Here is a 25,959-nt window from a genome sequence, read left to right on the forward strand (position 1 = left end):
AGCGAGAAGATCGATGAAGAAAACTTTTTACATCAAAAATATGGTGTGCGGCCGTTGCGAAATGGTGGTAGGGCAACTATTTGAAAAAAATAATGCTCCGATAGAACAATTGCAACTGGGAAAAGTAACGGCCGATGTTTCTTCAGCGAGCTTTGATGAAGAAAAACTAGCAACATCACTTCAAGAACACGGTTTTGAACTGCTCCACAAAAAACAACAAAAAACAACAGAACAGATCAAAACACTGTTAATCAAATATATCGATGCTCACGAGAAGCTTCCCGAAAATATTTCAGTGTATTTGGCCGAACAACTCCATAAGGAGTATTCGAGTTTAAGTCGCACTTTTAAAAATAATGAGGGTTACACTATTGAAAAGTTCTTTATCAAGCTCAAAATTGAAAGGGCCAAAGAACTTATTCAAATGGATCGCCTTTCCTTTTCAGAAATCGCTTACGAACTGAATTACAATTCCGTAAGTCATCTTTCCGGACAATTTAAACGTGTCTCGGGTATAACTATGAGCCACTTCAAACGAATGCAAGATCAAAACCGCCAATCGTTTGACAAAATTTTGTAAATCCTTTCCGGAATTATGAAAAACAAAGCAAGGAACAACGACTAATTTTACACCTTAAACACAAAACTATGCAACACACATATCACATACACGGAATGAGTTGCCAAGGTTGCCAAAACCATGTGGAAAAGGCATTGGCACAAGTTGAGGGCGTAAAATCGGTTTCAGTTGATCTTGAAAAAGCTACTGCCAAAATTGAAATGGAATCCCATATTCCATTAGCCGATTTTCAAAAGGTTTTAGGACATTACACTATTCATCCGCAAGGAGAACATCATCACGAGCACCATCAGCATAAAGAACCACCAAAAAAAATAGAAAACGGAAACGGTGTTTTTTACTGTCCGATGCATTGCGAAGGCGACAAAACCTATGATGAACCTGGCGATTGCCCTGTCTGCGGAATGGATTTAGTGGAAGAACAGAATTTGACAGCTGTTAAAGAAACTGTTTACACCTGTCCGATGCATCCGGAAATAGAACGTGACGAACCGGGGTCCTGCCCTATTTGCGGAATGGATCTCGTCCCAAAAGCACCAGATCTTTCTGCTGAGGAAAAAAATTATCGGCATTTAAAACGTAAATTTTGGATCGCGGTAGGTTTTACGCTCCCTATTTTCCTCATCGCTATGTCCGAAATGCTAAGCAACAATCCAATTTACGACCTGATGGGGATAAAATATTGGAATTGGGTACAATTCGGACTTTCCCTACCGGTAGTTTTCTATGCCACATGGATGTTTTTTGAACGTGCTTATAAATCTATTGTATCATGGAACCTAAACATGTTCACCCTTATCGGAATTGGCGCCGGGGTAGCTTGGATTTTTAGCTTCTTCGGATTGCTATTTCCTGATATCTTCCCCAATCAATTTAAAACTGAAAGTGGTACTGTGCACGTCTATTTTGAAGCTGCAACGGTCATACTCACCTTGGTACTTTTGGGGCAATTGCTTGAAGCCCGTGCGCATAGCAAGACCAACAGCGCTGTAAAAGAACTTTTAAAACTGGCTCCCAATAAGGCCATTCGTGTTGTTAACGGTAAAGAAGAAGAAATTCACGTCGATGAAATTGCCGTCAACGATATCCTTCGCATAAAACCCGGAGATAAAATCCCCGTAGATGGCATCATTACTGATGGAGCAACAGCCATAGATGAATCTATGATCACCGGAGAACCTATTCCTGTTGATAAATCAATAAATGACACCGTTAGCAGTGGTACGATCAACGGAAATGGTTCTGTTTTAATGAAAGCTGAAAAGGTAGGCGCTGATACTTTATTATCACAGATCATACAAATGGTCAACAACGCCAGCCGAAGCAAGGCTCCGATACAAAAACTCGCCGACACGGTTTCGAGTTATTTTGTACCCATTGTAGTGATTATTGCAGCTATTACCTTTGTCATTTGGACGGTTTGGGGTCCTTCGCCTGCCTATGTCTACGCCCTTGTAAATGCCATTGCAGTATTGATCATTGCTTGTCCGTGTGCCCTCGGACTTGCAACACCCATGTCGGTTATGGTTGGTGTTGGTAAAGGAGCGCTATTGGGTGTGCTCATCAAAAATGCTGAAGCTTTGGAAACCATGGCCAAGGTGAATACACTCATAGTCGACAAGACCGGAACGATCACAGAAGGAAAACCTACGGTAGAAAAAATAGGAATTGACGAGGCACAAACATCAGAAGAAGAGGCGCTTCAATATATTATGGCCATTAACAGTCAGAGTGAACATCCTTTGGCAAAAGCATCTGTGAAATATGCTAAGGAAAAAGGAATTGCTGTTCAAAATATTGACAAATTCAATTCTGTTACCGGAAAAGGTGTAGAAGGTGTGTTAAATGGTAAAAAGATTGTTTTGGGGAATGATAAATTGGTAATGTCAAATCACTATGAGATTCCGAAAAAGTTACAAGAAGAAGCTGCGGAACATCAAAAACAAGGGAAAACGGTTTCTTTTCTTGCTGTTGAAGACAAAACAGTGGCCTATATGGTCATTTCAGATAAAATTAAAACGAGTAGTAAAAAAGCTATTCAACAATTACAACAAAACGGGGTTGAAGTCATCATGCTTACAGGAGACCATCAGAGTACAGCTGCTGCGGTGGCTGCTGATCTTCATCTGACCGATTTCAAAGCTCAAATGATGCCCGAAGATAAACTGAAAGCAGTAGAACAACTCCAAAGTGAAGGAAAAATAGTCGCTATGGCTGGCGACGGTATCAACGACGCCCCCGCCCTAGCCAAAAGCGATGTGGGTATCGCCATGGGCACCGGGACCGACGTCGCTATGGAAAGTGCGGATATCACGCTGGTAAAAGGAGATTTAGACGGCATCGTAAAAGCTGATAAACTCAGTAAAAAAGTAATGAAAAACATCAAACAGAATCTGTTCTTTGCCTTTGTGTATAATGTTTTAGGGATTCCCATTGCTGCCGGGGTGCTTTACCCTTTCTTTGGCTTGTTGCTCTCCCCCATGATTGCTGCCTTAGCCATGAGTTTTAGTTCGGTTTCTGTTATTGCGAATGCATTACGCCTAAGAAAAGTTAATATCTAAAAAATGGTAAACAGACATACGGCATCAAAGATTAGAAAAATACATAGGTATTTAGGCTTGTTCATCGGAATTCAATTTCTGTTTTGGACCATAAGCGGGTTATACTTTAGTTGGACAAATCTTGATGAAATTCACGGGGATCATTTCAAAAATGAAGCCTATCAATCAAAATCATTTGCAAATCTTATAAGTCCGTCTGAATTAAAAACAACTGAAAACATCCATACTATCGAATTAAGGGATATCAATAATGCCCCATATTACTGGATCAACAAAAATCAGTTGTACAATGCTGAAAACGGTGATCTCAAAAATAACATCACAGAAGAAGAAGCCTTGTATATTGCCAAAAACAGAATGAAAAGCAGTTTAGAAGTTAGCAGTATCGAACAAATTGATACCGTAGGCAAGCATCATGAATATAGAGGAAGATTGCTTCCGGCCTATGTTATTTCATACAATAATGACGAAGCCCTGAAGGTCTATGTTTCGGTTAAAGACGGGAAATTTCAAACCGTGAGACATCGAAACTGGAGGTGGTTCGACTTTTTATGGATGACCCACACTATGGATTATGAAGGCAGGGATAATTTCAACACCACTGTTTTAAGGGCCTTTTCCCTTTTAGGATTGATTACCGTGTTAAGCGGATTCCTCCTGTGGTACACAACATCGCCTTCAATCAGAAAAATAATTAAAAAAACAATAAAAATAAACACATGAAAAAATATATCGTTTACATCGGCATATTACTTGTCGGACTCTTTATTGGATGGTTGATCTTCAGTCCATCATCTCAAGAACAAGAAGAAGTAACACACAGCCACAATGCTGAAGATAGTCAAATGTGGACCTGCGCCATGCATCCACAGATCGTACGACCTGAACCGGGCGATTGTCCTATTTGTGGTATGGCCCTTACCCCAATGGAAACAGAAGAAGGCGAAATGGAGGCTCAAGAATTCAAAATGACCGAAAATGCCATGGCTTTGGCAAACATCCAAACCACTATAGTTGGAACAGACAGTATTGGAGGTAATGCCATCACTCTTTCGGGAAAAATTCAGCCAAATGAAGACCAAGTGTTTACACAACCTGCACATTATAACGGTCGTATTGAAAAGCTCTATATAAAATCTGTCGGGGAGACCGTGAGAAAAGGCCAAGCCCTCGCTATGGTCTATTCCCCGGAATTGGTAAGTGCGCAACAAGAACTACTGATAACCTATAAAAACCGGGAATCACAGCCTCAACTGTATGAAGCCGTAAGGAACAAATTCAAAAACTGGGTGATTCACGACAAGGAGATTGAAGAAGTGATCAGTTCCGGGAAGGTGAAAACCAGATTTACTATCCATTCGCATATTTCGGGGGTTGTAAGCTCAATCGACGTAACAGAAGGTTCACATATCTACATGGGAGGAGCTATTTTTAAAACAGCCAACCTCAACAGTGTCTGGGCGATTTTTGACGCCTATGAAAAGCAAATTTCAATCCTCAAAGAGGGACAACAAATACGCATCACCACAAATGCATATCCTGACAAAACCATATCAGGAACCATCGCATACATAGATCCCGTGATGAACACACAAACCCGTACTGTAGAAGTTCGCGTAGTATTGAACAACAAAAACGGACTTTTTAAACCCGGGATGTTTGTTGCAGGGGAAATTGATATTGATAAAAAAGACAAAGCTGAATCCATGATAAGTATTCCCGCCAGTGCTATAATGTGGACAGGGAAACGCTCGGTGGTTTATGTAAAAAAACCGGGGGATATCCCTATATTTGAGATGCGTGAGGTTGAGATTGGCAATACTAATGGTAATAGTTATCAGGTTTTAAACGGATTGGAAAACGGGGAAGAAATCGTGACTAACGGAACCTTTACTGTTGATGCTGCTGCCCAGCTACAGGGGAAAGCCTCTATGATGACGGAAGCAGATGAATAACTAAATCGAGGAAAAATCAATAAAAAGTTAAATCCGAAACACAAAAAATTCTTAAATTTGATAATTAACCAATTGATTATCAGAAAATGAAAACATTAAAAAAAATTATCATAGCGCTGGTTGTTTTAATAGCCATTGCGCTTATTGCGGCACTATTTGTGCCTAAAGACTACACCGTAACCCGTGAGGTTACCATCAACAAACCCAAGGGTAAAGTGTTCAACTACATCAAATACCTGAAAAACCAACACAACTACAGTAAATGGTCCCAAATGGACCCCAATATGGAAACCTCCTATACCGGTACCGACGGCGAAGTGGGCTTTGTATCTGCTTGGAAAGGTAATAAAGATGTAGGCTCGGGTGAGCAGGAAATTATCGGTATCACCGAAGGTGAGCGCATTGATACTGAGCTTCGGTTTTTTGAGCCCATGGAGGGTATTTCGCCGGCATACATGACTACCGAAGCAACTTCAGATAATGAAACCAAAGTGACTTGGGGATTTAAAGGGCACATAGCCTACCCCATGAATCTGATGTGCCTTGTAATGGACAAGCAAATAGGTCCCGATTTACAGGAAGGATTGGATAGTTTAAAAGTCGTTTTGGAAGCTCAACCGGTAGTTGAAGCCGGAAGCAAGGATTTTTTGCTTAACTATTTCAACCAAACTAAAGAAAACCTTAAAAAGAGTGTAACCGGACTTAGTGAAGCTCAATTGAAATTCAAACCTGCGGACAGCGTATGGTCCGTGGCTCAGGTCTTAGAACACATCGTAGGTGCCGAGCCCATGATTTTCGGGATGACAACACAAAGCATGAAAGCCCCTGAAAATCCCGAAATGCGCGATTCAATAGCTTTAGGCGATGAGGAAATCATTGGGGCCATAACCGATAGAAGTCAAAAAGCTAAAGCACCCGACGCCCTTCAACCCAAAGAAAAATATACCGATGCCAAAGCCGCTTTGGCAGATTTAAACGAAGGTCGTAAACCTATTTTAAAATACATAGACAGTGTGCCTTTGAAATCACTTCGCAACCACGTGATCGATTTCCCTACCGGAAAGGCCGATGGATACCAAAGTTTACTGTTCAATGCTGCACATACAGCGCGGCATACACTTCAGATTGAAGAAGTAAAAGCACATTCGGATTTTCCTGAAAACTAAGTGTAATGGCCAAACAAAAAACACGGCCTACCGAGGCTGATGTCTTGGAGTTTATCCAATCTTTTGCTCCAAACGAGCAAAGACGCAAGGACAGTTTGGCCTTATTGAATTTTATGGAAAAAATATCCGGTCACAAACCCAAAATGTGGGGGCCGAGCATTATAGGTTTTGGCAGTTACCACTACAAATACGCTAGTGGCCATGAAGGTGATGCCCCACTTGTAGGGTTTTCGCCCCGAAAGTCAGCCTTGTCGCTCTATGTGTTTACCGGACTGGAATCACACAAGCATTTGTTGAACGGTTTGGGGAAGTTTAAAAAAGGAAAAGCCTGTATATATGTTAACAAACTTGCTGATATAAACCTCAATGTTTTGGCAAACCTTATGAAGGAAACCATGCATTATCTAAAAACAAAATTATGAGTAAGTATAAAATTGAAATAAAATGGGCTTTCATCTTTATGGGCGTAGGCCTTTTATGGATGCTTTTGGAAAAACTAAGTGGCCTGCACAGTACGCACATCGATAAACACATGTATTTGACCAACCTGTTTGCCATTCCTGCAATAATCATGTTTGTATTGGCGCTCAAGGACAAAAAGAAAAAATTTTACAACGGACAAATGACCTTTAAACAAGGCTTTGTTTGTGGATTGATTATTTCGGTAATCATTGCAGTATTTGGTCCCGTCACACAGTGGATAACATCATATGTTATCACTCCCGAATATTTTCCAAACGTCATTGATTATTCGTTGGAAACCGGTTATCATGACACCCGTGAAGAGGCTGAAGCTTTTTTCAATTATGGAAATTATGCCAAACAAAGTGTGCTTTGGGGTTTGATCATGGGGGTGGTTACTTCTGCCATTGTCGCATTTTTTGTTCGTACTAAAAATCAAAAGTAATGAAAACCCTCACATTTTCCATTAAAATAAATGCCACGCCCGACAAAGTGTGGCATTGCTTATGGGAACCTGAAAATTATAAGACGTGGACACGTATCTTTTCTGAAGGAAGTTATTACAAAACGGATCTTTTTATTGAAGGCAGCAAGATACATTTCCTTACCCCCGAAGGACACGGGATGTATAGCGTTATTGATAAGTTGGACGAAAACAGCTATATGGCTTTTCGACATTTGGGAGAGATCATGGATTTTAAAGAACAATCTGTAGAAACAGCCACTTGGACAAATGCTATGGAAACCTACGAACTCAACCCTGTTAAAAACGGTACGAAGCTCACCGTAAATGTCGATACGGTTGAAGAATATGTCGACCATATGAACAAACTGTTTCCCCCTGCACTCGATGAACTAAAACGGATTTCGGAAGTAAAGTAAACCATCTCCAGAAAGCCCATGAGACACTCTAGGTAAAAAGCCAATTCTGTCTTAAATAAATTTTTACCTGTTCATTTTTTCCATTGATGAAAAAACGAACCAAAAAAATCTAGGCTGACGATTAAAACATAAGAAAATACTACGGAATCCCTAGCCACAGATAAAAATAACTCAACTCGCTTTTGGCGAGTCTCAAACAGATTTTTATCTCTGGGCCACCGCTGCTTCCTTGATTTTCAATATTTTTATCGTAGGCCGGAACCAAACCACAAACATTAAAACCTTATCAAAACCTTAACAAATTCAGTATGTTTAAAAAATTTAATGAAAACCTTTTGGACGCCATTAGTGAAAAGGCCAAAAATATTTCAACGAAAGATTAGAATATTTCAATTCTCCCTTAGTGAGTGACAGATGAGATTTGATTTTTTAATCAGGTTTTGAGAAAAATTATTACATTTAAAACATTAACATATTCATAACAGAATAAGAAATAGAACATTAAATGGGAACTTCAAAAAAAATAACACGGGTTGGAGGAGATGAATCTTCTTCAAACCAATCGGGTAGCAAAGGAAAAACCTTTGTGCCTACTCCGGAAAGTAAAGGCAAAGCAACCCGATTAAGAGTCATCGCTGGTATATTGTGGTTTTTTGCCATTGTCGCACAAATTATAGCCATCAGATTACTCCTTCAAACCCCGCAACCTGAAAATTTCATGATGTGGATGATCATCTTGATTGTAGTGGATTTGATTTTGGCCATCATCGGCTCGGTCTTATGGAAGAAATCAAACCGTTTGGATCCGGCCTCAGAAAAACAGAAATTTAGGTTCTTTATGCAGAACCAGCTCGGCTTGGTCGTAGCTGTTATTGCTTTTTTACCACTGATTATCTTTATCCTGACCAGTAAAAACCTGGACGGAAAGCAAAAAGGTATTTTAGGAGGAATAGCTGGTGTAGCACTGATCATCGCCGGAATTACGGGGGTTGACTTCAATCCGCCTTCCATAGAGCAATACACCGAACAAACCAATCGTGTGGAAGACCTTATGGGGATCAACCACGTGTATTGGACCAAATCGGGTACCAAATATCATTTATTCAGCGATTGCCACGCCATAAATAGAGACGTTACTAAAGAAATATTTGAAGGTACCGTAGCTCAGGCACGCGAACTTAAAAACATTACCGAGCTTTGTAAATTTTGTGAAGATGAAGCCGAAGAAAGGGGAATCGAAGAAAAGACCAATGAAGTGCTGGAAGAACAGCTTTCAGAATAAAGAACATTAAAAAATCGAACATTTTAAATCCCTTATCAGATTGGTAGGGGATTTTTGTGGGTATCCTCCTCTTTTGCTATTTGTCACTGTAATGTCCCATTGCAGAAACTACAGTTACAGAAACAATTTCATCCTCTATTTTATAAACTAAGCGGTCTTTTTGATTTATGCGTCGTGACCAGTAACCCGAAAGCTCGTATTTTAATTGTTCCGGTTTACCACTACCTTTTCGCGGGTGGCTTTCCAGTTCTTTTAGTATTACTGAAATTTTATTTATCGTAGATTTGTTACCACTTTTATAGTGCTTTTCAATATCCTTATGTGCACTTTTGGTTATTTCAACCCTAAACTTCCCCATATATCATCGGTGTCGATTACGGTTGTTTTACCATCTGCTATTTCTTTTTCTGATTGACGTATTTTAGCAACAAATTTTGGGTCATAGGGACTCTTCCCTACTACTTCTACACCTTTTCTTTCATTTATAAAATACTCCAGTATAGCCTTAAAGGCTTTCCCTGCTTTTGTACGCTCGTTTATTTTTATGGTGATTGTTGCCATTTTTTTACCCTTTTAACAAAGATAATAATTTTCACCAGATACTATTCCATATAGAAATTATCCCTAAAAAAGAAATGAAGTCAGTTTTAAACGCAGGTTTTTTAATGCGTGCGATATATGGGTTTCCACCGTTCGTTTAGAGATATTAAGTTGGTTGGCTATCTCGGCATTGGTCAGTTGTTCTTCCCTGCTCATGGTAAATACTTCCCGACAGCGATCGGGCAATTCCTGAATGGAATCGGAAACCAAATGCCGGGTTTGGTCAAAAATCAGCTGTTCGTCTGCATGATTACCTGAAGATATTTCCTGCAAATATTCCTTGTGTTCTTCTGTTAAAGGTGTTTTTCGTAATTCTTTAAAAACCCTAAATTTGATCGCCTGTTTCAAATAGGCTTCTATGTTGGTATTCTCTATTTTATTCCTACGCTCCCAAAAGCCAATCCATACCTCCTGCACCATATCCTTTGCCGTGTCTTCATGACCAATGATGGATTTTGCCGTCACATAAAGCGATTCCCAATAACGATCAAAAAGACAATGAAAGGCTTTTTCATCATCTTTTTTTATGCGGTTCATTAATTGATCGGTCGTTTTTTCCTGGAGGGTTTTCATTAGCATCAAATTAACTAAATCTGACGCTACTTTGGGTTAAGCAAACGTAAACTTAAAGGAAAATAAAAAGCAACCCCGTGGTGCTGCCACGGGGTTTGAAAAAATCGAAATGAATGAAAACAATTTAAACGCTTACTTAAATCCACCCTCTTACAGTGCAATTCAGCGCTTACTCTTCAAATTTATTTAGATTCCTCTAGTCTGTAACTGCTACTCGATGTGTAGGTGTTGCCAAACATATCGGTTGCTTTGACTTCTATTTTATGTTCACCGGCTTCTAATTTCACAGGGATTCCCCCTCTCCATAAATGCTTAGAATCAATAGGATTGGACGACCTTCTTCCTGGCATCAACTCCTCTGCCAGATCCCATTCATACACCAAAGCTTCATACGACGGGTCTTGGGCTTCTAGATATTGCATGGGTTTCCATTCACCTTCATCAATACGGTACAACACCTCATCATTTTCACTTCCGATAAAGAAGTTGACATAAATACCCGCTTTTGTATTTCTGTCTTTGGCAACAACTTTGGGTGCGAAAATCTTCATTTGATAGTCTTCCGGTTTTCCGGCTGCTTTATATTTCACATTGTATTGATTTCCATCAAAATGAATAAAAGCATATCCTTTAGGTGTTCCATCTCTCATCACTGAAATTGGAATCCCGTTTTCGTCATGTTTTCCAGAGTACCAGTCGCCTGAAGTGGTACCCACATTATAATGATGGTGTGGATTGTTATGATGCCACCCCTCCTCTTTTCCGAAGAAATCCTGTTTCTGGATGTGCGTATGTGCCGAAAGTGACAATGTATGCGGATAATCTTTCAGAAGATCAAACAATTTCTGACGATCTTCATCTTTATATGGATCCCCATTGGATTCGCTAATAGGAATATGAAAGGCCAGCACTATCAAATGATCCTTGGGAACATATTTCAGGTCATTCTCCACAAATTTCAACTGATCATCCCTAAAGCCACCCCAATAACCCTTTCCGTCACGTGGGTCGGGATATAACACATCGTCCAAAACAATAAAGTGTACTTTTCCGTAGTTGAACGCATAATCAGCCGGACCAAAATGATCTTCGTAGGTCTCATCGGAAAGATGATCTTCCTTAGCATCAAAATTCAAGTCGTGGTTCCCCAAAAGATTATACCACGGAATACCAACATTCTTTACTGCTTCGATATAAGGATTGAATAAATCGAGATCGTTACCGACCAAATCGCCCATGCTTAAGCCAAAGGATACATTCTCAACTCCTTTTAATTCAGAAACGATTCCGCGGGCAAAATAATCCACTTCTTCAAGCGTGTATGGTTGCGGATCACCAAAAATAAGGACAGTGAAACGATCGTTTTCATCAGCAGGGATTAATCCAAAATCTACCGATCTTGGAAGTCTCCCCGTAGGCTCCACCCCTTTAAAATCTGTTTCGGGAGATCCTTTTGGCTTGTGGATGTAAAAGAATTGTGGCAGATTATCTTCATTGGTCCCTACCACATATCCGGAGGGTTTGATAACCGAAATAATGTTATCATCTCCTATCGGAAGTTCATATTTCCCACTACTATCGGTCAACACTACTTGTTCTCCGTTGGTTACCGCCACTTGTGCAATTCCTTTTTCCCTTCGGCTTTTTTTACCATTTTGATCTGTGTCTTCATACACATAACCTTTAACGGTAGATTGTGCCATAGTTATAGTTGAAAATAGCAAGGCACCACCAAGTAATAATATTTTAGTCTTCATCTGTTTTTATTATTTCAATTTATTGATCCCACCAAACTTTAACATTGATCTCATCACCTCCCATTCGGTTGACAGCTTCTTGATAACTTTGATGGTTTCTATCCGCTTCATCAATGGGGTAATAGAACCTTGAAGGTACCTCCGCGTTATTTTTCATCGTGGGTGATGTAGGCAACTGGGGAAGTCCTGTTCTTCTGTGTTCAAACCACGCTTGGTAATCTGTAAAGAACAATCCGAAATACTTTTGGAGCATAATACGTTCCAAGCTACCATCATAGGAGGTAAATTCACTGTCAAAATAATTTTCAGGCACCTCTTCTCCCCACATTTCGATAGCTGCTCTTACGGCATTTTCATAATGTACTTCTGCATCAGCTGTATATCCTCTTTGTGCCATTTCAGCTTTGATAAACTCAACTTCTGAATAGCTTAAAATCGGAATAATGAGCGGTTCTTCTGCCAAATCCCTAAGAACTCCTGAAGCTGTAGCTATGCTGTCGTGAAGTGGCTCATTTACAAAATCTATCGGTTCTCCAATATATCCGTAATCTTCATTGTTCAATCCTCTTGCTACAGAAGCATACACCCCTCTTCTCGGATCTTCAAAATTGTTAAGGTTGTCGATGAAAAATTCTGAATAATATCTGAACACCCCGAAATCCTGAGGACGGTCCCAAGGAGATAGCAAAGGAGCCTCTCCTGTGACCTGTAATACAGCCGCATCTTCGTTAGTTGTAAAAACCGGGTACTTGCCCGGATCATTGAGCATAGCCATTATTTTCTGAAACGCATTGGTCTCTGAGCGGTTGGAAACACGAAGCAACAGTCTAAGATGTAGGGAATTGGTAAATTTTCTCCATTTGGTCACATCATTATCAAACAGAATATCACTGACATAAATCATTCCTGTCTCCTCATTATATAAAGTATTTGCCTGCTCCAAGTCGGCCAGTATTTGGGTGTAAATATCCTCTTGTGGCGTAAATTCAGGATACCAAACATCCTCTTCTGCCCCCAAAGCTTCCATCATGGGAACATCACCAAAGGTGTCTGTCAAAATGGAATAAGCGTAGGCTCTAAGAGTTAAGGCTATTGCCTGGTAATTTGGCATTTCATCACGAACGGCTGCAATTTCCATCTCTTTTATATTGTTGAGCCATTTGTAATAATCATTCCACAGACCGGCACCGATGTTCTGGTCGAGATCGTAATAAGCCGGTGCATTGATAAAATCGTCTGTTCGCATGAACATCTGCATCAATGGAGCGCCTACATTGCGTACTTGAACTCCATTTCTTGTTGCAAATCCGTAAATAACAGGGTTAAGTGTGCTCCCTGCTGTCACTTCCTTGAGATTATTCGGATTTGTATTTGTTTCTTCAAAATCTTTTGTACAAGCTACCGTCAAAAAACACAGGTAACATAGCAAAACTGTAAATTTTATAAACTTCATTCTTCTTTTCTTTTTTTGGTTAAAACCCTATTTTAATATTCATCCCAAATTCAGTTGGCACAGGCATTTGCCCAACCTCAACACCTGGGTGCATATTGGTTCCTCCTGCCAATCCTGCCACTTCAGGATCATAAATCGGGAAGTCAGAAATAACAGCTAAGTTTCTTCCGTACAACGATAAAGTCAAGTTGTTTAATCCGGTGTTTTTCAAAAACCTCTTAGTAAAATTATATTCCAAGGTAACCTCCCTCAACTTTATAAAAGAAGCATCAAAAGAGTTAGCTTCAGTATTTGCCAATGGCCAATGCACATTATAATATTCTGCAATGGGTATGGGGGTGGTGTTCGGTGAATACGTACCATCACCATTATCAACGACTCCCTGCCCCACTAGCTCTCCTTCATCTCTACCTACCAAGGTGTGTTTCAACTTTCCTTGTTGTGTTGTTTTGTGATGGGTATGTGAATAAATCATCCCTCCATATTTTCCATCTATCACTGCACTCAACCTAAAGTTTTTATACTGAAAGGAATTTATAAACCCGGCTACCCATTTAGGTTGGGTGTCACCTACATAAATAATATCGTCTGTCATCAGTGGAAAACCGTCTTCATTATACAAGACCTCTCCATCTGGTGAACGCTGAAAACCTCGTCCATAAAGTGCTGCCGGAGAACCCCCTTCTTCTGCTACAAGACGTGCCCCTGAGGAACTCAACAATTGGAATCTGCCTTCTTCCGCATTTTCATGGAGCGACAATACCTTTCCTTCATTCTTAGCCCATGTAAGGGTGGTGTTCCATTTAAAGTTCGGTGTTTTAACAGGAGTGAGATCCAGCATTAATTCCACCCCTCGGTTTTGTACCTCACCGGCATTAATGGCGACACTGCTATAACCTGAAGATCGGGGAAGTGGAGCTGTCATAATCTGGTTTTTTGTGGTAGCCTGATATACCGTAGCATCCAATTTCAACCGATTGTCGAACATGCGGAAGTCCAAACCGAGTTCCGTGTTAGTGGTTATTTCTGGTTTTAAATTGGTATTATAAAGTGATGTCGGTGCAATAGCTGAACCTGGGTAGTCACTTCTCCCGTAATATTTATTCGTCTTATAGCGATTTCCAAACTGTCCTGCTCCCCCTACCTGAGCTACAGAGGCTCTTAGTTTTACAAAGCTGACCACCTCCGACATACTGAACATCTCACTTAAAATTATCGCAGTACTTGCAGAGGGAAAGAAATAGGATTGGTTCCCTTCCGGAAGCATGCTATTCCAGTCGTTTCTACCGGTGATATCGAGAAACACTTTGTCTTGCCACCCCAAACTCACCATTCCATACAGACTGTTTACCTTATTAAACCCATCGAACTTACTGGTGAAAAGTTGAGACCCATTAACCAAGTTGTATTCCCCTGGAATTTCTAATCCTTCTGCCCATGAATCTTGACGCAAGTATTTATAATCAAGACTGTTACCTCCAAAATTAACATTCAATTCAAAGTTCTCAAAATCATTGGCATAATTCAGTAAGAAGTCCGTGTTTATTTCTTGCTTAAAAACATTGGTTTTTCTATAATACCCACGTGGGTAACGGTTTATATCGTATGGTCGTTCTTGATCCATATTCTTGTTATAGGTGTTCAACGCTCCTCGAAGCATTAAACTCACATGAGGAAACAGGTCTATATCCATTTTAAAATTCCCGGTCACCGAATTCTGGTCCAAGCTATTTTGGATTTCATATACCATGGCATACGGGTTGTCTATATAGCTACTATAAGGTCGGATCATATCGACCTGTTCCTGTCCTTTTTTCCAGATAGGCTCATACCATGCCAAGTCAACACTGGGATTTTGAAAAATCATAAAGTAAGCGATGGAGTGATTGTTATATCCTTGTCCGGGGAGGTTATCGCTCGTTTTTTTACGATAATTCACCACAGAAGTCAATCTGACACGTTCTGAAACTTGGTAATTGGCATTTACGGAAAGGGATGTTTGCTCAAATCCCGTATTGGGCATAATCCAATCATTCTTTGTGCGCGTGATAGATCCTCTCATGGAACCTTTATCACCTCCACCTTGGATGGATATGTTCTGAGTCTGCGTCACCCCAGTACGCCAAAAATCGCTTCTGTTATTTTTATACGGTCTCCAAAGTTGACGCTCTAATGACTGCCCTTCAACTTCAGGGTCATACTGATAGTAATATTGCCCGTCAAACTTAGGTCCAAATGCACTACTACTTCCCCCAGTACTTCTTCCGTCTTCTGACGCCCCATAAGTATAATACAGGCGATCGTTATACGGCACCGGATTTCCATTTTCATCAGTTTCCGGTTTTACATAACTCCCTTTTCCACTTCCTTGTCCATATTCATATTGCCAGTCAGGAGTACGGGTGATAACGTCAAACTTCGTATTTGAGCTAATGGTCACCCCTAATCCTTTTTGTTTTTTCCCGGATTTAGTGGTGATCACAACCGCCCCATTGGCTGCTTGATATCCATATAATGCAGATGCCGCAGGTCCTTTTAGCACAGAAATATCTTCAATATCATCAGGATTAAGATCGGAAATCGCATTTCCATAGTCTACCGGGGTATCATTGCTGGCAGCCCCTCCCATATAACCATTGGATGCTCCCGAACCGGGAAATTCGTTTTGAATCGGAATTCCATCAATAACAATCAGTGCCCCATTATTTCCGGGATCTAAAGAGTTATTCCCTCTGAGGATTACTTGTTGAGAGCTGATAGGTCCTCCAAGACCATTGATCGTCAATCCGGGAACTTTACCCCTCAAGGCCTCAGACCAGTTGTTGGGTCTGGCATCGGTAAGTTGTTCCGAAGATACCGTTTGTTGTACAAATCCCAATTTCTTTTCTTCTCTTTTTATTCCTAAAGCAGTTACAACGACTTCATCTAACTGAGAAACATCTTGCTGAAGCTCAATTTGGTAAAAATCCTCATCTCCTACGGTTACTGTTCCTTCGGAAAAACCTACATAAGTGACTCTCAAAACATCGCCTTTACTAGCATTGATGGTAAAATTCCCGCTAAAATCGGTTACTACTCCCGAAGTGGCATCATTTACCTGAACCGTAGCCCCCGGTAAGGGCACTCCGTCTTGATCGGTAACCACACCTGTTACAGTCATTTGCTCTATGACCTGTATTTTTTCACGAATAGGGAATTTCTTTATTTTCGATACACTGATGAGCTCGTTTACGCGATAAAAGCGTAATTGTTCATCTTTGGAGATCGCTTCCAATAAATGAAGCAAATTAACCTCTCCTGAAAGTGTTTCCACAGAAGCTGATAAGTCCAATTGTTCTTCGGAAACAACAAAATTATATGCGGTGTTCTCTTCTATAAAACGGAAGAGCTCTTCAAGTTTATAGTTACTCTTGTTTAAAACAATATTCGATTTTCTCAATGCCTGTCCGTTCATCTCGGTGGCAAACAAACCATGTAATCCTAAAACGATTACTATGTATAAGGAAGAAATACGCATAATGAGTTTATGCCATTTATAAGCGTTTTTTTTCATATTTTTATTGCGGTTTAATCAATTAACATTTATTTGATTTGTGTTTTTCTGATACATTTAAAAACTTGTTATGGTTATTCTGACGAAGGAAGTGTTGCTGCACTTCCTTTTTTTATTCCTTTATGTTTTCATTGTCTTGTTGAGGGTTATAGATTAATATTTGGTTTTTAAGTGTTCGTTTATACTTAAGGTTTATCGTCTCTGTAACAGCAAGTAAAATTGACGTCAGGCTTTGGTTTTTGAAAGTTCCACTCACCCTCACATTTTCCATTTCGGAAGTGCTAAACATGATGGAAACACCAAATTTCTTTTCCAGCACCTCCCCTATTTCTTTTAAAGAAGTGTTGTCAAAACTGAGATTATCGGACATCCATAACAATTCGTTTTTAGGGTCAAAAGTTTCGGTGGTTATTTTCTTGTTGGTTAGATCAAAGCTTATTTTTTGTTTGGGTTTCAAAATTTTTGAAGCCCCTAACCCCTTTACATCTACTAAACCTTCTACCAATGAGACCGAAACCTCTTTTTTTGATGAATAAATATTGAACTGCGTTCCCAGTACCGTGGTCATCACCTCGTTGCTAGTCACTCTAAACGGTCGGTTTTTGTCTTTTTCCACCTTAAAAAAGGCCTCTCCGGTCAATTTCACCTGACGCTTATCTTTACTGAATTCTTCTGGAAACTCTAAAATGCTGTTACGGTTTAAGGTCACTATACTCCCATCGGTAAGTGTGATCTCTTTTATTTCATTGTCTTTTGTAACAACTGTTGTATAAGAAGTGTTTTCCCCGGTAAAAGCGAACCAAGATATCAGGCTTATCCCAAGTATCACAATGATGGAAGCTGCTATACTGTACCAATTTACACCCTTGCTTCGAATATTTCTTTTAACGCCTTTGTAGATATCTGCGTGAACTTGCTTTTTGTGCAATTCACCTTCAAAAACCGGCTTGTTTTTATGGATAAAATGATCACTAAACGCATCCAGCAATGCCTTTTCTTTATGGCTTACCTTCCCGCTGTTGTATTTTTTTAAAAGTTTTTTAAACTCCTTTTCCTTCATGTGGTATGTATAGGTATTCAATTATAAATACCTTATAACGACCGGTACACGTAGTTGAAAAACATCAAAAAACCTTTATTTAACCATTTGTTTATATAAGGAGCCCTCTTATTAAATTAAAGTTAAGGGATTTGATCCTTCAGCATAACCAATTATCTTTTTTTCATTTTAATAAATATAAAATGTTAAATCAATACTTCTTCATTTTTTTACTCAACCGATTGAGTAATTTTAAACAATCATTAAAAAAATATCTATAATGAAATAATAATCAGTTAGTTAAAAAAACATTATGAATACGATTGAATCCTTAAAAACAAAAAACTCCATAGCAACATATTATCTTAAAATTAGCACCCTATCTCATCATTTTTTTACTTTACTTATTAAGCTAAAAAACACCTAACACATTGTAAATCAGATGTTTTTTTAAAACTAACTAACAACAAAATCATGAAACACTTAGTATTGCTAATTGCTTTATTGCTATCCACTTGTTTTGTACAAGCGCAAGATGCAGTCATTAAAGAAGACTAAAGTGACCCTACAGAAAAAGAACATATAGAATAAATCAACTAAATCATAACTTCAATTTCATTATTAAAATTTAAACAATGAAAAAAATTAAAATATTACTTTTATGCTTGGGTGTAACGTTAGCTTCTTCAGAAGTTAATGGCCAAACAAAAAAGGGGAAATCCAAAAACCCTGCTTTATTTATCAATGCTGTTTATGAAGGCAATGATGATGTTTATAATAAAATCCCATTAAATGAAGGAGAATTTTATACGCCCATATTACAAGGGTGCTATCCCGATCCTGCCATCACAAGAAAAGGTGATGACTATTACATGGTTTGTTCCTCTTTTGCTATGTTTCCGGGGGTACCGATTTTTCACTCAAAGGATTTGGTAAACTGGACGGATCTTGGAGGGGTTTTAGATGATGTTACTGAATTCAATCCAGACGATTCGGGTATTAGCGAAGGTGTTTATGCCCCCGGTATTACATACAATCCACACAATGACACTTTCTATATGATTGTAACTGCATTTTCAGGGGGGCTTGGCAACATTATTGTAAAAACAAAAGATCCCATGAAAGGTTGGGGCAGCCCAATCAAACTCGATTTTGGTGGAATTGATCCTTCTATTTTCTTTGATGACGATGGAAAAGGCTATATTGTCCACAACGATGCTCCGGACAAAGGCAAAGAATTATACAACGGTCATCGTGTTATCAAAATCTGGGAATACGACCTTGAAAATGACAGGGTCATTCCCGGAAGCGATAAAATTATAGTGGATGGCGGTGTAGACATTACCCAAAAGCCTATATGGATTGAAGCACCCCACCTTTACAAAAAAGATGGCAGCTATTATTTGATGTGTGCTGAAGGCGGAACCGGAGATTGGCACAGCGAGGTTATCTTTAAAAGTGACAGTCCCAAAGGCCTATACATCCCTGCGCCGAGCAATCCCATTTTAACACAGCGGTATTTTGGAAAAGATCGTGAAAATAAAGTGGATTGGGCCGGACATGCCGATTTGATAAAGGGACCAAACGACCAATATTATGGTGTTTTCTTAGCTGTTAGACCCAATGAAGAAAACAGGGTTAATACCGGTCGTGAAACTTTTATTTTACCTGTAGACTGGTCAGGGGAATTCCCTGTGTTTGAAAATGGGTTAATTCCTTTGGAACCCAAATTAAAAATGCCAGAAGGCGTTGAAAACAAAACAGACCGGAATGGTTTTGTACCAAATGGGAATTTCACTTTCACCGAAAATTTTGCTTCTGATAAACTTGACTATAGATGGATAGGTTTAAGAGGTCCAAGGGAAGAATTTATTGAGACAACAAAAAAAGGTTTGGAAATCTACCCATTTGAAACAAATATCAAGGAAGTAAAACCAACTTCCACTTTGTTTTACAGACAACAACATAGGACTTTCTCATTCTCAACAACCTTAGATTATAAGCCAAAATCCGAAAAAGATTTGGCAGGTGTGGTTGCTTTGCAGAACGAAGGGTCTAATTATGTATTCGGCATTACTAAAAAAAATAAAGATTATTACCTTGTTTTGGAGAAAAATAAATGGCCAAACAGACATGGTGATATTATTTCTGATGTTATAGCTAGCACTAAAATAGACTTAAAGAACCCGGTGAAATTGAGAATTTCCGCTGATGGGGATAAATATGAATTCACATACTCACTTGATGGAAATGAGTTCAAAAATTTAGGCGGTACTGTTTCCGGTGATATCCTTTCAACTGATGTAGCCGGTGGTTTTACCGGATGTTTGTTAGGCCTATATGCTACTAATGCTAATGACATTCAGCCTGAATAATACTGGTAAGCAACAAAACATGATTGAAGGGGCTGTCTTAAAGGAGCAATCTCTTTAGTTTACACACTTTTTGGGATAGTATCATTTATAAAGTGAAATGATGGTCCGTCTATGACCTATAAGTTTGTTTTTGTCCCCTTGAGCGCAGTCGAAGGGTCAAACAAAAGCATCTCGACTGCACCTGTCTGCCGACAAAGGCAGGCTCGACGTGACATTTTAATTCCAGTTTTATTTTGCGGATATGCAAATAAAGTAAGAATAGAATTACTCCGGAATACTCCTGGTAGATTCCCTGAGAATCAGGGAGGTTTTTAATTTATGGGTGACATATTCGGGTTTATCGTCTTCTTTTCCTTCTATGCGTTCAATAAGTTTTTTTGTAGCCAATTCACCTATATATTTCCCATGCTGACTAATGGAGGTTACTTTAGGCGACACATGTTTGGGAAGCTGACCATTGGTAAAACCTATAATGGAAATATCATCGGGTATTTTATGACCTAACGACACAGCTATATTCATGGCGTTTATCGCACTAAATTCTTCCAATCCCAGAATAGCATCAACTTTGTTACGGGTGAGCAACGCCCTTATTTCGGCCGTAAACAATTCGAGATCGAAAATCTTAACGATTAAATTCGGATTTACCTCCAAATTATGGGCTTTAAGCGCTTCAGTATATCCTTTTAAACGTTGTTTACCTATATTCAGGTTATCCAATGGAGATATTACAGCTATGTTCTTACATCCTGATTTCACAAGATATTCAACGGCATTATACGCCCCTAAATAATCATCCACAATAACCTTATCGCATTCAATATCGTCTGTTACCCTATCGAACATCACAATAGGAATACCATTTTCAGCAAAAGATATAAGGTGTTCGTGATCGTTGGACTTCTCGGTTCCCTCCGCTAACGAGATCAATAAACCCGATACCAAACCTTTTTCCAAGATCTCAATGGTATTTCTCTCTTTAGCCAAAGACTCATTAGAAATACAACTAATAAGATTATACCCTTTTTCATTAGCCACTTTCTCTATGCCACTAAAAACCTGTGCAAAAAAGTAATTGAGAATATTAGGAATAATTACCCCTATGGTCTTGTTCTCCTTTTTCCTAAGATTAACCGCATAAGGATTAGGCCTGTAATTATGTGCTTTAGCATAATCGTCTATCTTTTTTTTCATTTCAACACTAATATCATGACTGTCCTTCAGTGCTTTTGAAACTGTAGAAACCGAGACCTTAAAATGCTGGGCTATATCTTTTAATGTAATCGATTTTTTCACATCATAAAGATAAAATATCTATTTAAATTAACACATCTTTTCAATTTTTTACTTAACCGATTGAGTAGGTTTTAAGTTATTGTCAAAAACAAGCATAACTTACTTATAGTGAAATAATTACATACAAACATCATGTTTTAGTGACTTTATCAAAATAGGCTATCATTATTGTAATATGGTTTTTAAAATGGTATTTGAGCACATCATTTTTTAACTTTACTCATAAAGCTAACGAACATCTAACACATTGTAAAACAAGACCTTTACATGTGGTTGCTGTCTAAAAAATCAACTAACGAATTATATTGAACAGAGTTCTCAACCTTTATTCAATATACTTCTCAAACAATTTAAGACATGACCAAAAAACATCTTAGAGAAATTTTAAGCAAAACCTTTGGGTTTCCACCCTTAGATTCAGATTTTGACCTTTTCTATTCGCCTAACTATTTTGTTCAAACTATTGACGAAAGTTTTTTGGGCGAAATGAAAAATTGCCTGTGTTTTGACTACAAACAACAAGGTTTAACATTTGTTGAAGGTGAAATTTCTTGCACGGGAATATCAATCCTATTCAAATCCGACCGGTTTGAGTATATTTCAGTATGTGTGTTTTATGACTTTTCTGAACAACAAATTTACAATACTGTATTGGCCATGCCCAGATACACAAATGCAGATTGGGAAAGCAGGGAAAGAATAGATCAAACTGCGTGTATTATTAAATCTGACAACGATCTAGAACGCTATTTCAATCAACTGTTCAAAAGGTTTAAATGTCCTGTTTTGTCGGAAAAGGTTTATGATACAACAAACACTGACAAAGAAGCAGCCTATAAAAAGTTACAACATCAACCAGCAAGAAAGCCTGCATAAATTGAAACATTCAATTAACCAACTAAAAAGCCTGCATAAAAAACGTGCAGGCTTTTTAGTTTTTGAAAAATTAACTATCTGGAACATCCCGATAGTTATCGGGACTGAGGTATTCAAACAAACAAATCTTAACCCTTTTCGATGCAGAGTCTCAATGCTTCGGGAGGGAATAAGACCCACTTAGTGGGATTTTAGGTTAATCTCCATCAGATTTACGACGTTTTTTGAATCTCCATATCAAATAGAGAATAAGAAAAACGAGCGGTAAAATAATATAGATAATCAAATCTTCCCTCGACCGCAGGTCAATCGGTTCGTTGTTACCCGGTTTGGGAATACCCTCCTGAGCTTGAAATAATATAAAGAGAAGATCAAATTGCATCATAGAATCGTTTTCTATAAGATACAAAATTTATAATGAAACTGTTTTACCTGAAAGACAAACGTCGCTTCTTGGTGGGCTCCATCATATATCCGTAACCATAACGGGTACCATAACCCAATTCGGCTGACTTGACATCGTTGACTATTACTGCCATGTTTTTCAATTTTTGATCTTTGTAGAGTTCTTTTACAAATCCCAATAATGATCTATCGGTATAACCTGCACGGACAATGTAAATGGCCCGATCTGCGTGAGCTCCGATCATCACTGTATCTGTTACCATCATAGAAGGTGCAGTATCAACAATGATGATGTCATAATGCTCGCGGGCATAATCAAATAATTCACCCAAACGCTTGTTCATCAACAATTCGGCCGAATTTGGGGGTATTTTTCCCGATTGGATCACATCCAGGTCACTAAAAGACAATACCGGTTTTATGATATCTTCTACGTCAACATCGCCATGTAGATATTCCGAAAGTCCGATTTTAGAGCTGTTTTTGATGAAATGGGAAAGGCTGGGTTTTCTTATATCAGCCCCAACCAACAATACTTTTTTGTTGGAATAGGCATAAATCGATGCTAAATTATAAGAAACAAAAGATTTCCCTTCACCCTTAATCGACGAAGTGATGTATATAACTTCCCCTTTGTCATTCGTCTTTTTGTTGATCATATAATCAATATTCGTTCTCAAAACACGAAAAGACTCTGCTAAAACAGAACGGTCGTTGATCTTGATCGTTTTTTCCAATCTCTTTTCGATATGTGGTAATTGAGCGATGACTGAAATGTTTGGGATTTCATCTAACACATCGGCTTTTTTATGGATCTTGGTGTCGAAAAGTCTTTTGATATATATAAATCCAAAGGGAATTAGCAATCCTAGAAAAGCAGCTCCCATATAGATCTTTTTTCCTGATGAAACAGGATTATAACTGTTGTATGCAGGTTCTATTACCGTAGCGTTCGGTGAAGTTGCCGCCATCGATATGGCAGATTCTTCTCTTTTCTGAAGCAAGTATAAATAAATAGCCTCCTTGATATCTTGCTGTCGTTGTATATCCCTATTCTTTCTTTCCTGCCCCGGCACAGAGGATATCCTGGAATTGATCAAGCCTTCTTGCGCCCTTAAATTTCTCGCCTTAATGCCCAGTGTGCTCTTTAAATTCCCCAAACTCTGTCTCATAGAAGATTTCAAGCCGCTCAATTGTTGATCCAACTGCACAACAATAGGGTTGTTTTCTCCTGAGGTTTTCAGCAAGCGTTGTCGCTCCAGTATCAATTCGTTATATTTAGATGTTATTGTTGACAAATTCGGGTCTGATAACCCTATATTGGTCGGGAGCAGTTCATAACGGTTTTGATCTTCAACATACTCACTCATAAAATTCACAGTGTTGAGTTCTGTTCCTACCTGAATCAGATTTTGTTCTGTTTGAGCACCCGTCTCTAAAAATATACCGGCTTCAGAAGTGATATCAGTCAACTTATTCCCTACTTTAAAGTGCTCTTTTGTCAAGTCGACTTCTGAAAGATCGGAAGCAACCAACTTGATACGTTCATCAATAAATTCCGAAGTCGTTATTGCCACACTATTCTTCTGTTCTATAGAATTTTCATTATAAATTTCAACAAGTTTATTGACTATATCAACTGCTTTTTTCTGAACCTGATCTGTCAAACTCACGGAAATAATATTAGAACTTTTTTCCATTGGAGTAACAGCCAGTTTGTCTCTGTAATATTCCCTAATTGCGCTTAACGGACTTACCTTTACTTTAACCACAGCACCTATATAATTTTTTATATGTTCTTCTCTAGGGATAAGAATGGTATTTCCCAAACGGTTAGGTACATTCTCTCCAAAAAGGTATTTCTTTGGGGTTTTACCCTCTGTACTATACTCAAAACTTGTATTGGAAAGTACTCTTATTTCAAATGCGGAAGACGAATTATTGATAATCGAATCCGGTTGAAGGTAATTGACCTTAAAAGGCGGATTGGAATATATTTCACTATCGTTAATTCTACCGGTAGCAAAATATTGAACATTCAGCCCTAATTCTTCAACCACTTGTTGCATAAGCTCCCTCGACCTCAGCACTTGAATTTCCCCATCCACTTTTTTGCTGTTGAATGATTCCGGTGATAACCCTTCTAAAATTGAAGCTTCCGGTGATACTTTTTCTTCTTCGGCAATCATAATTGTAGATTGTGCCATAAAAACCGGCTTGGAATATCTCAAATAAGCGTATGCCAATAATCCAAACAGTAACAGGCTTATCACGAACCAGTACCAATTCTTTACATAGGGTCTGATAAGTTCCTTTACATTGATCTTTGATGATTTTATCGGTATTTCATTCATGTTACTCATAATAATTATCTTGTAATGGCTATGATAGATGCTATTAATACAGACAGTATAGAAATCCCTACACTCGTTCTATTATCCAAATTGGATGATTTGACCACAGATTTATTGGGTTCTACATACACCACATCGTTTTGCGTGAGGTAGTAAACGGGTGAACGCATAAATTCTTTGGATGTCAAATTGATTCTGGTGTAGGTTTTAACTCCGTTAAAATCCCTGATCACCAAAACATTATCCCTTCTCCCCCTGATATCCAGATCACCGGCTAACCCTAAGGCTTCAAGAATGGTTACCCGTTCCCCGGCAATACTGTAGGTTCCCGGTTGGCGGACCTGACCTAAAACCGTTACCCTGAAATTCTTTATCCTTATGTTCACGATAGGATCTTTTAAATATCCTCCTCCGACCAATCTTTTTCTGATCAGTTCCTTGGCTTCACCAGTAGAAAGGCCTATCAGTTTGATCTTCCCTAAAACGGGGAAATCAATATTCCCTTCCTTATCGATCACATATTCCAATTCTTCTAGGTTTTCTCCTGCCCCTCTAGCCAAATTAAAAGGAGAGGTTGAAGCCATATCAATACTCGAAATATAAATACTCAGGATGTCGTCTATTTTAAATTTTGGCTCGAAAGTGTTGGTTTCTACTTCAGTTTCAAACTTTTTAGCGTTTTGCATGTAAACTATATCCTTTCTGGACCCGCAGGAAACGAAAATCCATATCAAAAGAATCCAGATAATACCTTTCTTATATTTTATACCCATAGCCATTTATTTCAGTT

Annotated in this window: 21 protein-coding genes; 11 read left to right on the forward strand and 10 right to left on the reverse strand. The window is 38.8% G+C overall.

Features of this window, described 5'->3' with window-relative positions; translation table 11 throughout:
* Window positions 1–13 precede the first annotated feature (13 nt).
* The 9 genes from OOZ15_RS04225 (at window position 14) to OOZ15_RS04265 (ending at window position 8,888) form a co-directional block, all read left to right on the forward strand.
* On the forward strand, window positions 14–580 hold the full coding sequence (locus OOZ15_RS04225) for an AraC family transcriptional regulator (RefSeq protein ID WP_265954579.1): 567 nt from the start codon (window positions 14–16) through the stop codon (window positions 578–580).
* 68 nt (window positions 581–648) lie between these two features.
* Window positions 649–3,141 carry a heavy metal translocating P-type ATPase gene (locus OOZ15_RS04230; RefSeq protein ID WP_265954580.1) on the forward strand — a complete coding sequence of 831 codons (2,493 nt, stop codon included), beginning with the start codon at window positions 649–651 and terminating at the stop codon, window positions 3,139–3,141.
* Window positions 3,142–3,144: 3 nt separating this feature from the next.
* On the forward strand, window positions 3,145–3,864 hold the full coding sequence (locus OOZ15_RS04235; protein ID WP_265954581.1) for a PepSY domain-containing protein: 720 nt from the start codon (window positions 3,145–3,147) through the stop codon (window positions 3,862–3,864).
* Window positions 3,861–5,096: an efflux RND transporter periplasmic adaptor subunit gene (locus OOZ15_RS04240; protein ID WP_265954582.1), complete on the forward strand. Its 1,236-nt coding sequence runs from the start codon at window positions 3,861–3,863 to the stop codon at window positions 5,094–5,096. Before OOZ15_RS04235 ends, OOZ15_RS04240 begins: the two co-directional genes overlap by 4 nt.
* 86 nt (window positions 5,097–5,182) lie before the next feature.
* Entirely contained in the window at window positions 5,183–6,262 is a 1,080-nt protein-coding gene (locus OOZ15_RS04245; RefSeq protein ID WP_265954583.1) for a DinB family protein, read from the forward strand.
* Window positions 6,263–6,267: 5 nt separating this feature from the next.
* Window positions 6,268–6,684: a DUF1801 domain-containing protein gene (locus tag OOZ15_RS04250; RefSeq protein ID WP_265954584.1), complete on the forward strand. Its 417-nt coding sequence runs from the start codon at window positions 6,268–6,270 to the stop codon at window positions 6,682–6,684.
* Window positions 6,681–7,169, forward strand: coding sequence for a DUF4199 domain-containing protein (locus tag OOZ15_RS04255; RefSeq protein WP_265954586.1), 489 nt, complete (start codon window positions 6,681–6,683; stop codon window positions 7,167–7,169). The genes OOZ15_RS04250 and OOZ15_RS04255 overlap by 4 nt, the downstream gene beginning before the upstream one ends.
* A complete protein-coding gene (locus OOZ15_RS04260) occupies window positions 7,169–7,606 on the forward strand; it encodes an SRPBCC family protein (protein WP_265954587.1) in 438 nt (145 codons plus the stop codon). The genes OOZ15_RS04255 and OOZ15_RS04260 overlap by 1 nt, the downstream gene beginning before the upstream one ends.
* A gap of 505 nt (window positions 7,607–8,111) precedes the next feature.
* A complete protein-coding gene (locus tag OOZ15_RS04265) occupies window positions 8,112–8,888 on the forward strand; it encodes a hypothetical protein (protein WP_265954588.1) in 777 nt (258 codons plus the stop codon).
* 76 nt (window positions 8,889–8,964) lie between these two features.
* Here the strand turns inward: OOZ15_RS04265 and OOZ15_RS04270 are convergent, their stop codons facing one another.
* The 7 genes from OOZ15_RS04270 to OOZ15_RS04300 form a co-directional block, all read right to left on the reverse strand.
* A complete protein-coding gene (locus tag OOZ15_RS04270; protein ID WP_265954589.1) occupies window positions 8,965–9,246 on the reverse strand; it encodes a Txe/YoeB family addiction module toxin in 282 nt (93 codons plus the stop codon).
* Entirely contained in the window at window positions 9,222–9,449 is a 228-nt protein-coding gene (locus OOZ15_RS04275) for a DUF2683 family protein (RefSeq protein ID WP_265954590.1), read from the reverse strand. The genes OOZ15_RS04270 and OOZ15_RS04275 overlap by 25 nt, the downstream gene beginning before the upstream one ends.
* A gap of 63 nt (window positions 9,450–9,512) precedes the next feature.
* Window positions 9,513–10,061: an RNA polymerase sigma-70 factor gene (locus OOZ15_RS04280; RefSeq protein WP_265954591.1), complete on the reverse strand. Its 549-nt coding sequence runs from the start codon at window positions 10,059–10,061 to the stop codon at window positions 9,513–9,515.
* A 182-nt stretch (window positions 10,062–10,243) separates the two neighbouring features.
* Window positions 10,244–11,818, reverse strand: coding sequence for a calcineurin-like phosphoesterase family protein (locus OOZ15_RS04285; protein ID WP_265954592.1), 1,575 nt, complete (start codon window positions 11,816–11,818; stop codon window positions 10,244–10,246).
* Window positions 11,819–11,837: 19 nt separating this feature from the next.
* Window positions 11,838–13,271 (reverse strand): SusD/RagB family nutrient-binding outer membrane lipoprotein, encoded by a 1,434-nt coding sequence (locus tag OOZ15_RS04290; RefSeq protein ID WP_265954593.1) that lies wholly within the window; start codon window positions 13,269–13,271, stop codon window positions 11,838–11,840.
* Between the two features lie 19 nt (window positions 13,272–13,290).
* Window positions 13,291–16,824 carry a SusC/RagA family TonB-linked outer membrane protein gene (locus OOZ15_RS04295; RefSeq protein ID WP_265954595.1) on the reverse strand — a complete coding sequence of 1,178 codons (3,534 nt, stop codon included), beginning with the start codon at window positions 16,822–16,824 and terminating at the stop codon, window positions 13,291–13,293.
* A gap of 112 nt (window positions 16,825–16,936) precedes the next feature.
* Window positions 16,937–17,884, reverse strand: coding sequence for a FecR family protein (locus OOZ15_RS04300; protein WP_265954597.1), 948 nt, complete (start codon window positions 17,882–17,884; stop codon window positions 16,937–16,939).
* Window positions 17,885–18,498: 614 nt separating this feature from the next.
* Between OOZ15_RS04300 and OOZ15_RS04305 the strand changes: the two genes are divergently transcribed.
* The gene (locus OOZ15_RS04305) at window positions 18,499–20,238 is read left to right on the forward strand and encodes a glycoside hydrolase family 43 protein (RefSeq protein ID WP_265954599.1); all 1,740 of its coding nucleotides are present in this window, start codon (window positions 18,499–18,501) and stop codon (window positions 20,236–20,238) included.
* Window positions 20,239–20,502: 264 nt separating this feature from the next.
* On the opposite strand, the gene OOZ15_RS04310 is transcribed toward OOZ15_RS04305, so the two are convergent.
* Entirely contained in the window at window positions 20,503–21,534 is a 1,032-nt protein-coding gene (locus tag OOZ15_RS04310) for a LacI family DNA-binding transcriptional regulator (RefSeq protein WP_265954601.1), read from the reverse strand.
* Between the two features lie 357 nt (window positions 21,535–21,891).
* Here OOZ15_RS04310 and OOZ15_RS04315 point away from each other — a divergent pair, with 357 nt between their 5' ends.
* The gene (locus OOZ15_RS04315) at window positions 21,892–22,410 is read left to right on the forward strand and encodes a hypothetical protein (protein ID WP_265954602.1); all 519 of its coding nucleotides are present in this window, start codon (window positions 21,892–21,894) and stop codon (window positions 22,408–22,410) included.
* Between the two features lie 428 nt (window positions 22,411–22,838).
* On the opposite strand, the gene OOZ15_RS04320 is transcribed toward OOZ15_RS04315, so the two are convergent.
* Together OOZ15_RS04320 and OOZ15_RS04325 are read right to left on the reverse strand one after the other, a co-directional pair.
* On the reverse strand, window positions 22,839–25,178 hold the full coding sequence (locus OOZ15_RS04320; protein ID WP_265954603.1) for a GumC family protein: 2,340 nt from the start codon (window positions 25,176–25,178) through the stop codon (window positions 22,839–22,841).
* 5 nt (window positions 25,179–25,183) lie between these two features.
* Window positions 25,184–25,942: a polysaccharide biosynthesis/export family protein gene (locus OOZ15_RS04325; RefSeq protein ID WP_265954605.1), complete on the reverse strand. Its 759-nt coding sequence runs from the start codon at window positions 25,940–25,942 to the stop codon at window positions 25,184–25,186.
* Window positions 25,943–25,959: the final 17 nt, after the last annotated feature.

Origin of the sequence: Galbibacter kalidii, from assembly GCF_026241135.1 — a bacterium.
Lineage (GTDB): Bacteria > Bacteroidota > Bacteroidia > Flavobacteriales > Flavobacteriaceae > Galbibacter.

What these genes read in the sequence shown, in the direction of transcription:
- OOZ15_RS04305 (WP_265954599.1), top strand. Translation starts at nt 18,499, where the DNA reads ATGAAAAAAATTAAAATATTACTTTTATGCTTGGGTGTAACGTTAGCT.
- OOZ15_RS04260 (WP_265954587.1), top strand. Translation starts at nt 7,169, where the DNA reads ATGAAAACCCTCACATTTTCCATTAAAATAAATGCCACGCCCGACAAA.
- OOZ15_RS04300 (WP_265954597.1), bottom strand. Translation starts at nt 17,884, where the DNA reads ATGAAGGAAAAGGAGTTTAAAAAACTTTTAAAAAAATACAACAGCGGG.
- OOZ15_RS04235 (WP_265954581.1), top strand. Translation starts at nt 3,145, where the DNA reads ATGGTAAACAGACATACGGCATCAAAGATTAGAAAAATACATAGGTAT.
- OOZ15_RS04285 (WP_265954592.1), bottom strand. Translation starts at nt 11,818, where the DNA reads ATGAAGACTAAAATATTATTACTTGGTGGTGCCTTGCTATTTTCAACT.
- OOZ15_RS04275 (WP_265954590.1), bottom strand. Translation starts at nt 9,449, where the DNA reads ATGGCAACAATCACCATAAAAATAAACGAGCGTACAAAAGCAGGGAAA.
- OOZ15_RS04270 (WP_265954589.1), bottom strand. Translation starts at nt 9,246, where the DNA reads ATGGGGAAGTTTAGGGTTGAAATAACCAAAAGTGCACATAAGGATATT.
- OOZ15_RS04245 (WP_265954583.1), top strand. Translation starts at nt 5,183, where the DNA reads ATGAAAACATTAAAAAAAATTATCATAGCGCTGGTTGTTTTAATAGCC.
- OOZ15_RS04230 (WP_265954580.1), top strand. Translation starts at nt 649, where the DNA reads ATGCAACACACATATCACATACACGGAATGAGTTGCCAAGGTTGCCAA.
- OOZ15_RS04250 (WP_265954584.1), top strand. Translation starts at nt 6,268, where the DNA reads ATGGCCAAACAAAAAACACGGCCTACCGAGGCTGATGTCTTGGAGTTT.
- OOZ15_RS04240 (WP_265954582.1), top strand. Translation starts at nt 3,861, where the DNA reads ATGAAAAAATATATCGTTTACATCGGCATATTACTTGTCGGACTCTTT.
- OOZ15_RS04280 (WP_265954591.1), bottom strand. Translation starts at nt 10,061, where the DNA reads ATGAAAACCCTCCAGGAAAAAACGACCGATCAATTAATGAACCGCATA.
- OOZ15_RS04295 (WP_265954595.1), bottom strand. Translation starts at nt 16,824, where the DNA reads ATGAAAAAAAACGCTTATAAATGGCATAAACTCATTATGCGTATTTCT.
- OOZ15_RS04325 (WP_265954605.1), bottom strand. Translation starts at nt 25,942, where the DNA reads ATGGGTATAAAATATAAGAAAGGTATTATCTGGATTCTTTTGATATGG.
- OOZ15_RS04265 (WP_265954588.1), top strand. Translation starts at nt 8,112, where the DNA reads ATGGGAACTTCAAAAAAAATAACACGGGTTGGAGGAGATGAATCTTCT.
- OOZ15_RS04290 (WP_265954593.1), bottom strand. Translation starts at nt 13,271, where the DNA reads ATGAAGTTTATAAAATTTACAGTTTTGCTATGTTACCTGTGTTTTTTG.
- OOZ15_RS04320 (WP_265954603.1), bottom strand. Translation starts at nt 25,178, where the DNA reads ATGAGTAACATGAATGAAATACCGATAAAATCATCAAAGATCAATGTA.
- OOZ15_RS04255 (WP_265954586.1), top strand. Translation starts at nt 6,681, where the DNA reads ATGAGTAAGTATAAAATTGAAATAAAATGGGCTTTCATCTTTATGGGC.
- OOZ15_RS04225 (WP_265954579.1), top strand. Translation starts at nt 14, where the DNA reads ATGAAGAAAACTTTTTACATCAAAAATATGGTGTGCGGCCGTTGCGAA.
- OOZ15_RS04315 (WP_265954602.1), top strand. Translation starts at nt 21,892, where the DNA reads ATGACCAAAAAACATCTTAGAGAAATTTTAAGCAAAACCTTTGGGTTT.